This is a genomic window from Mesorhizobium sp. P2_C4 (genome assembly GCF_056404575.1).
The window spans coordinates 580,090-593,184 of the sequence record NZ_JBFUDT010000001.1 but is presented as its reverse complement, the minus strand read 5'-3'; the positions used below and the strand labels follow the sequence as shown (position 1 = coordinate 593,184).

11 protein-coding genes are annotated in these 13,095 nt (G+C 63.8%); 6 read left to right on the top strand and 5 right to left on the bottom strand.

Annotation, left to right across the window (positions count from 1 at the left end):
- Nucleotides 1-15 precede the first annotated feature (15 nt).
- The 4 genes from AC1DX6_RS02960 to AC1DX6_RS02945 all read left to right on the top strand — a co-directional run bounded on the left by AC1DX6_RS02960 (nt 16) and on the right by AC1DX6_RS02945 (nt 5,415).
- Nucleotides 16-1,974, top strand: a complete 1,959-nt coding sequence (locus tag AC1DX6_RS02960) for a hypothetical protein (RefSeq protein ID WP_477311049.1) — start codon at nt 16-18, stop codon at nt 1,972-1,974.
- A 140-nt stretch (nt 1,975-2,114) separates the two neighbouring features.
- Nucleotides 2,115-2,792, top strand: coding sequence for a ribulose-phosphate 3-epimerase (gene rpe / locus AC1DX6_RS02955; RefSeq protein WP_477311047.1), 678 nt, complete (start codon nt 2,115-2,117; stop codon nt 2,790-2,792).
- A gap of 275 nt (nt 2,793-3,067) precedes the next feature.
- Nucleotides 3,068-3,808 carry a GntR family transcriptional regulator gene (locus AC1DX6_RS02950; protein ID WP_477311045.1) on the top strand — a complete coding sequence of 247 codons (741 nt, stop codon included), beginning with the start codon at nt 3,068-3,070 and terminating at the stop codon, nt 3,806-3,808.
- Nucleotides 3,809-3,888: 80 nt separating this feature from the next.
- Nucleotides 3,889-5,415, top strand: a complete 1,527-nt coding sequence (locus AC1DX6_RS02945) for a malonate--CoA ligase (protein ID WP_477311043.1) — start codon at nt 3,889-3,891, stop codon at nt 5,413-5,415.
- Between the two features lie 61 nt (nt 5,416-5,476).
- On the opposite strand, the gene AC1DX6_RS02940 is transcribed toward AC1DX6_RS02945, so the two are convergent.
- The 5 genes from AC1DX6_RS02940 to AC1DX6_RS02920 are packed head-to-tail and all read right to left on the bottom strand — an operon-like array spanning nt 5,477 to nt 10,463.
- On the bottom strand, nt 5,477-6,589 hold the full coding sequence (locus tag AC1DX6_RS02940; RefSeq protein WP_477311041.1) for an NAD(P)/FAD-dependent oxidoreductase: 1,113 nt from the start codon (nt 6,587-6,589) through the stop codon (nt 5,477-5,479).
- Nucleotides 6,590-6,599: 10 nt separating this feature from the next.
- On the bottom strand, nt 6,600-7,778 hold the full coding sequence (gene nagA / locus AC1DX6_RS02935; RefSeq protein WP_477311039.1) for an N-acetylglucosamine-6-phosphate deacetylase: 1,179 nt from the start codon (nt 7,776-7,778) through the stop codon (nt 6,600-6,602).
- The gene (locus AC1DX6_RS02930) at nt 7,775-8,806 is read right to left on the bottom strand and encodes an SIS domain-containing protein (protein WP_477311037.1); all 1,032 of its coding nucleotides are present in this window, start codon (nt 8,804-8,806) and stop codon (nt 7,775-7,777) included. The genes nagA and AC1DX6_RS02930 overlap by 4 nt, the downstream gene beginning before the upstream one ends.
- Nucleotides 8,803-9,585, bottom strand: a complete 783-nt coding sequence (locus AC1DX6_RS02925) for a GntR family transcriptional regulator (protein ID WP_477311035.1) — start codon at nt 9,583-9,585, stop codon at nt 8,803-8,805. The genes AC1DX6_RS02930 and AC1DX6_RS02925 overlap by 4 nt, the downstream gene beginning before the upstream one ends.
- The gene (locus tag AC1DX6_RS02920; RefSeq protein WP_477311033.1) at nt 9,582-10,463 is read right to left on the bottom strand and encodes a glucosamine kinase nucleotide-binding domain-containing protein; all 882 of its coding nucleotides are present in this window, start codon (nt 10,461-10,463) and stop codon (nt 9,582-9,584) included. The genes AC1DX6_RS02925 and AC1DX6_RS02920 overlap by 4 nt, the downstream gene beginning before the upstream one ends.
- Before the next feature lie 198 nt (nt 10,464-10,661).
- Between AC1DX6_RS02920 and AC1DX6_RS02915 the strand changes: the two genes are divergently transcribed.
- Entirely contained in the window at nt 10,662-11,618 is a 957-nt protein-coding gene (locus AC1DX6_RS02915; protein WP_477311031.1) for an N-acetylmuramic acid 6-phosphate etherase, read from the top strand.
- Nucleotides 11,619-11,620: 2 nt separating this feature from the next.
- A complete protein-coding gene (locus AC1DX6_RS02910) occupies nt 11,621-12,880 on the top strand; it encodes an ABC transporter substrate-binding protein (protein ID WP_477274452.1) in 1,260 nt (419 codons plus the stop codon).
- Nucleotides 12,881-13,095: the final 215 nt, after the last annotated feature.

Here is a 13,095-nt window from a genome sequence, read left to right as displayed (position 1 = left end):
TTCAGGAGAGAGAGAATGTCTTCTGCTAAATATGTCTTCGGTAACACGGCGACGGCTGTTGCTCTGATCGCAGCCGCACTCGCCACCACACCGGCCTCCGCCAAGCAGGCGAACATCAAGTCGATGTCGTTCCACACCGAAAGCGCCAATACGACAATCCACGTCGGCTCGAGCGACAAGCAGAAATGGGACACGCTGAAAGGCGGCAATGTCCAGTTCTGGGGCCATATGAAGATCGATACGCGATGGCCAGGCTATGTCGCGGAGGTCGGCGTAGCCTTGGGTACATGCGGACCCGGCCAATGTGGCGCCTTCCCGCCGATCTGGAGTGCTACGCCTGAGAGCCGCGACTATGACCACCAGGAGAATTTCTCCTTCAATCCCTCCATCATCCCGCTGTCGTCGAATACAGGCATTGCCGTCGTGCCCTACGGTGACCAGATCGTCGCCAAGTGCAACCAGCATCTCCAGCCCGATGGGCCGACGAAGTCCTATTCGTTCACGCAGACCTTCCACGCGAGCTTCTCGGCACTGACCGATACGGCGCTCGACATGGACAACGCGGCGACAGAGGCGACGGGCGGCAGTTGGCCCTATCCGCTCTCCGAGTCGCATTATGCCGAACACGGTTCGTTCGACGTCCAGGTCGTCTGCGATCCCGTCGTCAAGCCGAACACCCAGGACATCGCCACCGACTTCGGCGAGTTCGAGACAGAGAACGTCAAGCTGTTCCTGACCACCTACCAGTCGAACCAGCCCGGTTCGACACCCGGAACAGTGTGTCCGGCGCTGAAGGTGACCAGCCGCGCGCAAACCAATCAGGCCGGACCGGTGTCGATGCGCATCTGGCGGCAGAAGGACAACGGGCCGATCACATCGGAGTTCAAACAGGCCTGGGCGTCCTATGATGCGAACAAGAACGGCTACTTCGCCACCTACGAGAAATGGGAGAATGTCGGGGCGACCGCGTACTTCCAGTACAAGACCGAGATCGTCGGCAACGACCCGTTCGAGCCTTTCGACGGCTGGAAGGACATCACCGTCCACTGCGCCGGCGCCGGCGGCGGTGGCTTCACCGACACACCGCAGGGCAACCCCGACAACCCGCCGGCGCATTCGGACTGGCATGGCGAGGTTACCGTGTCCGACAGCGCGGGTTTCAAGAAGCTCTGCCCGCGCAAGGGCCAGGTGGCGTTCGAGGTCGAACGCGATGCGCCGGGCGCCTTCCACTATCGGATTGGCTGCTCGAATGGTGCCTTCTTCACCGGCACGACGGTCGCGTTCAATCAGGGCGGCTCCTTCAAGGCGAGCGCGATGCATGATCTCAGCATCTCGAGAACACGCTCGATCCAGTGCACGCTGCAGGAGATCAAGCAGGGTGGGGCGATCGCGACCGTCGACAAGGACAGCGAGGATTTTACCTGTATCAAGCGAATCTTCGACCCTAGTGCCGATGATTTCACCGTCGATACGCGTCCCGATCCCGGCAAGCCGGAGCCGAAACGTCCTTCGGTCACTACCGATCCCGGTCGCGACTGTCTGCCGAGCCAGAAGTTGATCCGTGGCAAATGCGTTGACAGGCCGCTTGTGGCTGCATGCCGCAGCACCGAAAAACTCGTCAACGGCAAATGCATCGGCGTCAGCATCCACTGCCTGCCGGGCTTTCATCAGGTCGGTCTGAAATGCGTCAGAAATCCTGTGATCGCCGACCGGTGCAAACCCAATGAACAGCGCGTCAACGGGGTGTGCGTGAGGACGCCTCCGATCATTATCGACTGCAAGCGCGGCTACCATCTGGTTGGCAAGGCATGCGTAAAGGACAAGGTCATCGGCACTGCCTGCCGTGCAACGGAAAGACTGGTGCGTGGGCAATGCGTGCCCAAGCAACCCCTCAAGACGTTCAATCTGCCAGGATTGAAGCAAGGCAAGCCGTTTGCGCCGGGATTGGCCAGACCGCGGTTGCACGTGAACTGAACGTCCGGCACTGCAAAATCTGGAGAGGCGGCCATGTGCCGCCTCTCCTGCGTTGCACAGACAGGCTGTTCGCGCAGGATTCCTGTCGACAAGCAGCGCCGAGACGATTAGGGCGGAAGCAACTCAAGGGGAAAGCGGACATGGCCAGGAAGACCCTGATCGCGCCATCGGTGCTGGCGTCGGATTTTTCGAAGCTCGGCGACGAGGTCGAGGCGGTGGTGGCGGCCGGCGCCGACTGGATCCATCTCGATGTCATGGATGGGCATTTCGTGCCCAACATCACCTTCGGTCCGCCGGTGATCAAGGCGATCCGCAACCGCACCAAGGCCTTCTTCGACTGCCATTTGATGATCGCGCCGGCCGATCCCTATTTGGCGGCCTTCGCCGATGCCGGCTGCGACGGCATCACCGTGCATGCCGAGGCCGGGCCGCATCTCGACCGCTCGCTGCAGACAATCCGCAATCTCGGCAAGAAAGCCGGTGTTTCGCTCAACCCGGCAACGCCGGAAACGATGATCGAATATGTGCTTGATCGGCTCGATTTGATCCTGATCATGACCGTCAACCCCGGCTTCGGCGGCCAGGCGTTCATTCCCGGCATCGTCGACAAGGTGAAACGGGTGAAGGCGCTGATCGGCAACCGGCCGATCCGCATCGAGATCGATGGCGGCGTTTCGCCTGAAACCGCGCCTTTGGTCACTGCCGCCGGTGCCGACGTGCTGGTGGCGGGTGCCGCCATCTTCAAGGGTGGCAGCGTCGAAGCCTATCGGGCAAACATCGAGGCGATCAGGACAGCAGCGGACCAGGCTGCCAGCTGACGCAGCGTCGAGAACAAGTTGTGGACAATTCAGAAACTCCTTGCCGGACGTGGTGATGCGCGCAGCTCAGCTGCACAAAGTTTCTTGAGAAGAACAAGATTTTCACCGCAGTCGTTACTTGGCAGAGCCTGACAGGGCGATCCTTCCTCTTAAAGTACAATACCATAATCTTTCCCTTGGGGCTGGAAGCCTGACGGGGTAGAGTACATGTACGGGGATTCGCAACGCATTGGGGACAGGATTTGCCAGAGTCAAAATAGACGACAGGAGTCAACTTGACCTATGGAACCGCCGATCTAGGCGACGAAGGCACGGGGTCGAAGGGCACGCTTGCCAGCGCCGTCTACAGTCAACTTCGCGACGACCTCCTGCGGGGCGTGCTTGAAAGCGAGAGCAAGCTGCGGGTCGAATGGGTGGTTTCCCGGTATGGCGCTGGTGCCTCGCCCGTTCGCGAAGCCCTCAACCGGCTTGCGTCGGAAGGTCTTCTGGGCAGGCACGACCAGCGCGGCTTCTTCCTCATGCCGGTCAGCGCGGAGGAATTGGAGGAGCTGACGCGCACCCGCTGCTGGTTGGAAGAGCGGGCGCTTCGCGAATCCATCGCCCGCCGCACCGGCGAATGGGAAGAACAGCTGGTGCTGGCGCTGCATCGGCTGGCGCGCGCGCAACGCCGCTTGTCCGAGGATTCCTCGTCGAACGATCCGGAATGGGAGAAGTTACATCGTGCCTTCCACCGCGGGCTGATTTCGGCCTGCCGGTCGCACTGGCTGATTGGTTTCTGCGACCAGCTTTCCGACCAGGCCTCGCGCTATCGGTTGATCTCGCAGGATAACAGCGATCGCGATGATCTCGGCGAGCACCGTCTGATCGCCGAACGCGCCCTGGATGGCGATGCCGATGGCGCTGTTGAAGCCTTGCTCAACCACTACCGCCTGACGGCGGCCATGTGCATGGAGCGCTTCAGCCAGAGCGGCGATCCAAGGGCAAGCGCCACCAAGGCGCTGCGTGCCCGGAAATAGTTGACGGAACACGATAATTTTGTGGCGCATGCCCCTGAAGTCAGGATTCCCCTTTTCGGGATCATGGTTTAGGGAAGATCATGAGCAATCACCTGTTTGACGCGTTTCGGGCCCGGATGCCCGCGCCCGAGCGGCTCCTTATGGAGACGGATGACGGGCGATCGATCAGCTATGGCGATATGCTGGCGCGATCAGCGCAACTGGCGCAGGCGCTGACGCTATTGGGCGTCAAAGCGGGCGACCGCGTTGCCGTGCAGGTCGAGAAAAGCCCGGAGTCCGTTTTTCTCTACCTCGCCTGCCTGCGCGCCGGCGCCGTCTTCCTGCCGCTCAACACCGCCTACACGCTGACGGAACTCGGCTATTTTTTCGGCGATGCCGAACCGCGGCTGGTCGTCTGCGATCCGGCGCGGGCGGCCGAGATCGGGCCGTTGGCCGAGGCATCGGGCGCCATAGCGGTGACCCTCGGCCGCAACGGCGAAGGCTCGCTGACCGACCGCGCCGCGCAACAGCCGGCGGATTTCCGCGATGTGGCGCGCGGACCTGACGATCTCGCGGCGATCCTCTACACATCGGGAACGACCGGCCGTTCGAAAGGCGCCATGCTCAGCCATGAGAACCTAGCGTCCAATGCGCGCGTGCTGGTCCAGCAATGGCGCTTCACCGGCGCCGATGTGCTGATCCACGCGCTGCCGATCTTCCACACTCACGGTCTGTTCGTCGCCACCAACGTCATCCTGACGGCTGGCGGCTCGATGCTGTTCGAAAGCAAATTCGACCCGGCCCGGATTGTTTCGCTTTTGCCTCGCGCCACCGCGCTGATGGGCGTGCCGACCTTCTATGTCCGGCTGTTGCAGCAGGAAGGGTTGAACCGGCAAGCGGCGAAAACCATCCGCCTGTTCATCTCCGGGTCGGCGCCGCTGCTGGCCGAGACGCATGCGGCGTGGCGCGAGCGCACCGGCCACGCCATCCTCGAGCGTTACGGCATGACCGAGACCAATATGAACACGTCGAACCCCTATGAGGGCGAGCGGCGCGCCGGCACGGTCGGTTTTCCCTTGCCAGGTGTCGCGCTTCGTATTGCCGACCCCGACAACGGCGAAACGCTTGCCCAGGGCGAGATCGGCATGATCGAGGTGAAAGGCCCGAATGTGTTCTCCGGTTACTGGCGCATGCCGGAGAAGACCAAGGCGGAGTTCCGCGACGACGGCTTCTTCATATCAGGCGATCTCGGGCTGATCGATGCCGATGGCTACGTGCACATTGTCGGGCGCGGCAAGGACCTGATCATTTCCGGCGGCTATAACATCTATCCCAAGGAAGTCGAAAGCGAGATCGACGCGCTGCCCGGCGTTGCCGAGAGTGCCGTGATCGGCGTTGCCCATCCGGATTTCGGCGAGGGCGTCACCGCAATCGTGGTGCGGGCGCCGGCCTCGACCATCGGCGCTGCCGAGATCCTCAGTGCCATCGCCGGCCGGATCGCAAAATACAAGCACCCGAAGCGGGTGATTTTCGTCGAGGAGCTGCCGCGCAACACGATGGGCAAGGTGCAGAAGAACCTGTTGCGCGACACCTACAGGGATATCTACGCTCCTTCAAAAGCCGGCTAATTATCTGAGCCTGACGTCGCGACTCAATTGGCAGCCGCCAACCCTGGTTCTCCGGCGTTGGTCAGCTCGGATACAAAATTTCGCAGACATGCTCGGCAATGGCCAGGCTCGACGTCAGTCCCGGGCTCTCGATGCCGAACAGATTAACGATCTGGCCGGCGCCGTGGTCGGCCGGACCTTGCACCATGAAATCGGCGGCGGGCTGACCCGGACCGGAGAGTTTTGGCCTGACGCCGGCATAGGCCGGTTGCAGCGCGCCATCCGCGAGGCCCGGCCAATAGCGCCTGATCTCATCGTAGAAGACGTCGCTGCGGCCGGGATCGACCGAATAGTCGACGCGGTCGATCCATTCGACATCCGGGCCGAAGCGGGCGCTGCCGCCAAGGTCGAGCGTGAGATGGACGCCGAGGCCGCCATCAACAGGGACCGGGTAGATCAGCCGCGAGAAGGGCGAGCGGCCCGACAGCGCAAAATAATTGCCGCGCGCCAGCCATAGCGGTGGGATCTTGGCTTGCGGAAAACCCTCGATGCGGCCGGCCAAGGCCTGCGCGTCAAGGCCGGTCGCGTTGACGAAAGCGCCGGCCTCCAGTTCGAAGGCTTCACCGTCGGCATCCTGTGTCAGGATTTCCACCCCGTCGGGCGAAACCGCCGCACCCGTGACAGCGGTCAGGAAGGCGAAGGAGGCGCCGGCGGCTTCAGCATCGCCGCGCAGCGAAAGCATCAGTGCCTGGCTGTCGATAATGCCGGTCGACGGCGACAGAAGCGCGCCGGCGCAATGCAGCGCGGGTTCGAGGCTTTCGGCCTCGGCGCGTGTCAGCAGTTCGAGGTCGGCGACACCGCAGCGTTCGGCGTTGGCCTGGATCGTCCGCAGCCGGTCGAGTTGGGTCGGTTCGACAGCGACGATCAACTTGCCGCTGCGCGCATGGGCGATGTTTCGGTCACGGCAATAGGCATAGAGACGCTGGCGGCCTTCGACACAGAGACGGGATTTCAGGCTGCCTGGCGCATAGTAGATCCCGGCATGGATGACTTCCGAGTTGCGCGAACTGGTCGCGGTGCCGATGGCATCAGCCTTTTCGATCACCAGCACCTCGCGCCCCGACAAGGCAATCGCCCGCGCGATGGCGAGGCCCACGACACCTGCCCCGGCGACAACGCAATCGACTGCCTGCATAGGTTCGCTCTCAGTGCAGAGTGCCGGCGGCGACTCCAAAAACCTTGTTGCCGCCGATCCAGACATCCCTGACGTCCAGATCCTCCGACAGCGCGACAATATCGGCTGCGGTGCCGTTGGCAAAGCGGCCAAGGCGGTGCGACTGGCCGATGGCTTGCGCCGGATAGAGCGAAGCCATACGCAACGCTTCCGACAGGTCCAGCCCGACAATGCGGTGGACGAACTTCACGGCGGAGATCATATCGAGATCCGCGCCTGCCAGCGTTCCGTCGGCAAGCCGCAGGCTGCCGTCCTTGCGGTAGATGATGCGGCCGTTGAGCGTGAACGAGGTCATATCGGTGCCGATCGTGGCCATGGCGTCGGTGACCAGCACAATCTTGCCCGGACCCTGCTTGGCGCGCAGCGCGATCACTATGGTGGCCGGATCGACATGGATGCCATCGGCGATGATGCCGGCGAAAAGCGTGCCGATGTCGATGGCAGCGCCCGCCAGCCCGGGTTCGCGATTGCCGATCTGGCTCATGGCGTTAAACAGATGCGTGACCACCGAGGCGCCCGCCTCCGCGAAGGCGCGCGCATTGGCGTAGCCGGTGTCGGAATGGCCGAGGCTGACGACGACGCCTGCCTTGGTCAGCGCCGAAACACGCGCGGGCTCGACCGATTCGGGCGCAATCGTCGTCAGCAGCACCGGCAGTTTTTTCCGCGCCGCGATCAGCGCCGCCTGGTCGGCGTCGAGCATCGGCCTGATCAACGCCGGGTCGTGCGCGCCCTTGCGGGCGACCGACAGGTGCGGACCTTCGAGATGCAGGCCCAGAAAGCCCGGCAGCTTTTGCCGCGCAGCCTCCGCTCCGGCGGCAATCGCCGCGGCGGTGATATCAGGCGTGTCGGTGATCAGTGTCGGCAGCAGCGCCGTGGTGCCGAACGGCACGTGCGCACGGCAGATGGTTTCGATCGAGGCGACATCGGGATGGTCGTTGAGCATGACGCCGCCGCCGCCATTGACCTGCAGGTCGACGAAACCAGGCACCAGCATGCCACCGCCGGTCTCTACCCTGCGAACGCCGGACGGAATGGCGCCGGCGGCAATGATGGCTTCGACCAGGCCGTCGCGCACGACAAGGGCCGCGTTGTCGTGCCAGTCATCGCCATCGAATATGCGGGCGCCAGTCAGGGCAAAACGGTCGCTCATACGGTTTCCGTCACCTTGCGCAGATTGCGCGGCACATCGGGATCGAGGCCGCGATGGCGGGCAAAAGCCTCGACGAAACCATAGAAGGACACGATCAGTGCCAGCGGGTCGGTCAGCGGATGGCCGGTGGCGACATGCGGCAATGGCCGCGCGCTCCTGGACTTGTCCGACGTCACGAAGACGGCGGCGCCCTTGCCGGCAAGGCTGTCCGCCGCCTCGGCCACGGACGGCTCCGAGGCATCGCGGGCAGCCAGCGCCAGCACCGGAAAGCCCGGCCCGACCAGCGCCAGCGGGCCATGCATGACTTCGGCGGCGCTGTAGGCCTCGGCATGCATGCCGCAGGTCTCCTTGAACTTTAGCGCCGCCTCGTTGGCCATCGCCGCGGACGGGCCACGGCCGAGTATGAACAGCGACTGCGGTGTCTCCAGCGCGCCGGCCAGCGCCATCCAGTCGCAAGCGATCGCCCTGCCGAGTTGCTCGGGCAGGCGGGCAAGAGCGGCCAGCAGCTTGTCGTCGCCAGTGCAATGCGCCATCAACGCCAGACCGGCCACCGCCGAATTGACGAAGGTTTTCGTCGCCGCGACGCTGCGTTCGGGCCCGGCCAGAATGTCGATCGCGTAATCCGAGGCTTGTGCCAGCGGCGAAGCGGCGGTGTTGGTGATCGCGACGGTGAGCGCGCCGCCGGCCCGCGCGGCTTGCGCCATCGCAACGATGTCCGGGCTCTTGCCCGACTGCGAAATGGCCAGGCAAGCGGAGCCGCCGAGCCTGAGTTTGGCGCCATAGATCGAGGCGATCGACGGACCGACGGAAGCGACGGCCAGACCGGCGGTCAGTTCCACCGCATATTTCATGAAGGTCGCGGCATGATCGGAGGAGCCGCGTGCTACGGTGACAATAAAATGCGGATTGCGTTCGCGAATGCCGCGCCCGGCCTCGGCCAGCACGGCTGCCGAACCGTCGAGCAGGCGGGCGACGGCCTCCGGGATCTCCTCGATCTCGCGCCGCATATGGGTGGTGGTTGTGCTCATGGCCGGCCCTCTTCGCCCGGCCCGCTCAGCCGGAGTTCGGCGACGAAATCATAGGCGTCGCCCCTGTAGATGGAGCGGGTGAATTCGATCACCTTGCCGCTCGCCAGATAGGAAATGCGTTCGATGTGCAGGCCGGCGATGCCTGGCGGCACCTCCAGAAGGCGCGCATCACTGTCGCCGAGATTGGCGGCCGAGATGCGCTGTACCGCCCGCACCGGCCGGTTGCCCGTCGTCTCCAGCGCCGCGTAGAGCGACGAGCCAATTGCAGCGGGATCCGGCAGCACGCTGGCCGACAGCGAGGCGCGTTCGATCGCTAGTGGCGTGTCGTTGGCGATGCGCAGGCGGGCCACGCGCGCCACGAGTTCGTTCGACGACAGGCCAAGCACCATCATCTCGTCGGGAGACGGCGCATAGAGGCCACGGTCGAGCCAGGCGGAACGCACATCCATGCCGCGCCGCGCCATGTCTTCGGTAAAGGAGGTGAGCCGGGACAGCGACTGCTCGACGCGTTCCATGCGCGGCGCCACGAAAGTGCCGGAGCCATGGCGCTGGACGAGGATGCCGCCCTTGACCAGATCCTGCACCGCCTTGCGCACGGTGACGCGCGAAATGTCGGCCTTGGTGGCGATATCACGCTCCGACGGCAGTGCGTCGCCCGGCCCGATCAGGCCGCGATTGACCGCGTCCTCAATGCTTTTCCTCAGCTGCAGATAGAGCGGCGCGCCGCTTTGCGACGACTGTCTCAGCGTGGCAAAAATCTGGTCGGCGGCCTCGCTCATCGCGCCGCCTCCGACGCTTTGGCGAAAATACGTACCGCCATCTGCACCGCGCCGCCCAGCGCATCGTCGAGCGGCGGCTTCAGCAGCGCCCGATAGCGCGTCGACAGGCGGGGCGCATAGAGCGGCGCCAGCCCGCCGAGCAGGCAGAGCGGGGCTTCGCCCGAGAGATCGAGCGCACCAAGTGCTGCCGCGACATCGGCAACCGCTTTGTCGAGAATCCAGTTGGCGACGGCGTCGCCCTTTTCGGCATGGTCGAAGACCTTTGGCGCGAAGCCACCGAAATCGCCAGGCTTGGCGTTGGTGGTGAACTCGACCACGTCTTCGGGATTGTTGCGGAAGATGGCGAGCATGGCTTGCGTCAGCGGCGACCCTTCGCGGATGCCGTCATGGGCGAGCAGCGTCTGCTCGAGCAGGTCGCGGCCGATGCGAGCGCCGCTGCCCTGGTCGCCGACCTGAAAACCCCAGCCGCCGATGGCGCGCGACTTGCCGTTCTTGCGCGCCATATAGGCGGTGCCGGTGCCGAGGATGGCCATGGCGCCGTCGCCGGAGCCGACAGCGCCTTCTAGCGCGATCTCGGCGTCGGTCTCGACGCGGCTCTGGCTGAACGGCAGGATGGCTTCGAGCTGCTGCCTATAGGTGCCGACATTGGCGCCGGCGAGGCCGAGAATGGCGGGGGTTTGCGGGATCAGTTCGGGATCCTGCCCGGCGGCGACAAAGGCCTGGCGCGCCGCATCGACGATGTTGGCCCTGGCGCCGGTGAGATCGGTGCGGATGTTGGCAGCACCACTCTTGGCGCGGCCGACAACGATGCCGTCTGCCGTCGCAAGGGCTGCCCTGCAGCTGGTGCCGCCGCCATCGATACCGAGCACGAAATTCACGCGATTTCTCCTCCGGGCGGATAATACCAATAAAATACCAATAGCCAAGGATTAATTTCCGTTTCAAAAAGATTATGCCGTATTTTATTGAAAACTCAGCGAATTTTGTCGTGAGGTCGACTCCGACGCAACGAATTCGTTAATGCGTGTAGACAAGTGGTATTTTTTTGGTATTGTTCCCCAATCGGAGGGAACGGGATGGCCGACACGCGCACCGAAGCGCTTCATCAGAATGCCGAGGGACTGGACATCCAGGCCCCGGACGCCATCCTTTCCTCTCTGGCCAATGCGCAGATCGAGGCCGCCAAGGCCGTGCGCGGCGCCATTCCCGCCATCGCCAGGGCAGCAGAGCTCATCGCGAGCCGCTTGAAGAGCGGCGGCAAGCTCGCCTATGCGGCGGCCGGCAGTTCAGGCCTGATGGCACTGGCCGATGCGCTGGAACTGCCCGGCACTTTCGGCATCCAGCGCGAGCGCATCGCCATCCTGATCGCCGGCGGCGACGCAGCCTTCAAGGCGCTGGCCGGCGGGCCGGAGGACGACACCGAAGAAGCTTCCGCTGCGGTTGCCAGCGCCGGCATCGGCAAGGATGACTGCCTGATCGCCATCTCGGCCAGCGGCTCGACACCCTATGCCGTCATGGCGCTCGAAGAGGCCAGGCGCCTGGGTGCGGCGACCATCGCCATCGCCAACAACAAGGACACGCCGCTGCTGCGGCTGGCCGATGTTGCGATACTGCTCGAAACACCGCCAGAATTGATTGCCGGCTCGACGCGCATGGGCGCCGGCACCGCGCAGAAGATCGCCCTCAACATGCTGTCGACGCTGGCCGCGATCCATCTCGGCCATGTCCACGATGGCTATATGGTCAATCTCACCGCCGACAACATCAAGCTGCGCGACCGCGCGGCGCGCATCGTCGCCGCCATCAGCGGGCGCGACAAGCAAGACGCCGCGCGCCTGCTCGAAAAGAGCGGCGGCGTTGTCAAGACTGCCATTCTGCTCGCCGCCGGCGCTGCCAACGCCGATGCGGCCGAGAAGATACTGGAAGGGACCGGCCAGAAGCTGCGGCCAGCACTTTCCGCGATTGAGGGGAACAAGGGCACGAAGGCCCCTGTTCTCAAAACCGAACCTGAAAAAGGTCAACAGGGAGACTAAGCATGACTACGAAACTACTGACGGCACTGCTTCTCGGCACCAGCATTCTCGGCACCGCCGGGTTGGCTCACGCCGATGACGTAACGCTCAACATCGAAAGCTGGCGCGGCGACGACCTTGCCATCTGGAAGGACAAGCTGATCCCGGCTTTCGAAGCCAAGAACCCGGGCATCAAGGTGGTGTTCGCACCGTCGGCGCCGACCGAGTATGACGCCGCGCTGGGCGCCAAGTTGGCCGCCGGCTCGGCGGGCGACCTGATCACCTGCCGCCCGTTCGACAAGTCGCTTGAACTCTACAAGAAGGGCAACCTCGCCGACCTGTCGGCGCTGCCCGGCATGGAGAACTTCTCGCCCGTCGCCAAAGCCGCCTGGCAGACCGACGACGGCAAGGCGAGCTTCTGCGTACCGATGGCCTCGGTCATCCATGGCTTCATCTACAACAAGGACGCCTTCGACAAGCTCGGCATCAAGATTCCGACGACCAATGAGGAGTTCTACGCCGCGCTCGACAAGATCAAGGCCGACGGCACCTACATTCCGATGGCGATGGGCACCAAGGATCTCTGGGAGGCCGCGACCATGGGCTACCAGAACATCGGCCCGAACTACTGGAAGGGCGAGGAAGGCCGCGCTGCCCTGATCAAGGGCGAGCAGAAGCTGACGGACGCCGACTGGGTCGCGCCCTATGCCGAACTCGCCAAGTGGAAGCCCTATCTCGGCGACGGTTTCGAAGCCCAGACCTATCCGGACAGCCAGAACCTGTTCACGCTCGGCCGCGCCGCCATCTACCCGGCCGGCTCGTGGGAAATCGGCCTGTTCAACACCCAGGCGCAGTTCAAGATGGGCGCCTTCCCGCCGCCGGTGCAGAAGGCAGGCGACACCTGCTACATCTCCGACCACACCGACATCGGCATGGGCCTGAATGCAGCGTCGAAGAACGCCGATGCGGCCAAGACCTTCCTGTCGTGGGTCGCCTCGCCGGACTTCGCCACCATCTACGCCAACGCACTGCCGGGCTTCTTCAGCCTGAATTCCACCCCGGTGAAGATGGCGGACCCGCTGGCGCAGGAATTCGTCTCCTGGCGCGACAAGTGCAAGTCGACGATCCGCTCGACCTATCAGATCCTGTCGCGCGGCACGCCCAACCTCGAGAACGAGACGTGGGTTGAATCGGCCAACGTCATCAACGGCACCGATACGCCGGAAGCTGCCGCCAAGAAGCTGCAGGACGGCCTCGACAGCTGGTACAAGCCGGCAAAGTAAAAGCTCAGACAACGGACCGGCCGGGCATAGGCCCGGCCGGCTTTCAGATTTCAGATAGCGATTGTCGGCACCGCCTCTCGGCCTTACCCTGCTCTGCGTGGGAAAGGCTGGCTGACCTGTCGCAAGCCTTTGTTCTTCCCGTTTCGGGCAAGGACATTCGGGCCGTGCATCGAGGCATCATCTAGCATCGCACCCTTTGGAACCGAGAGACGGCG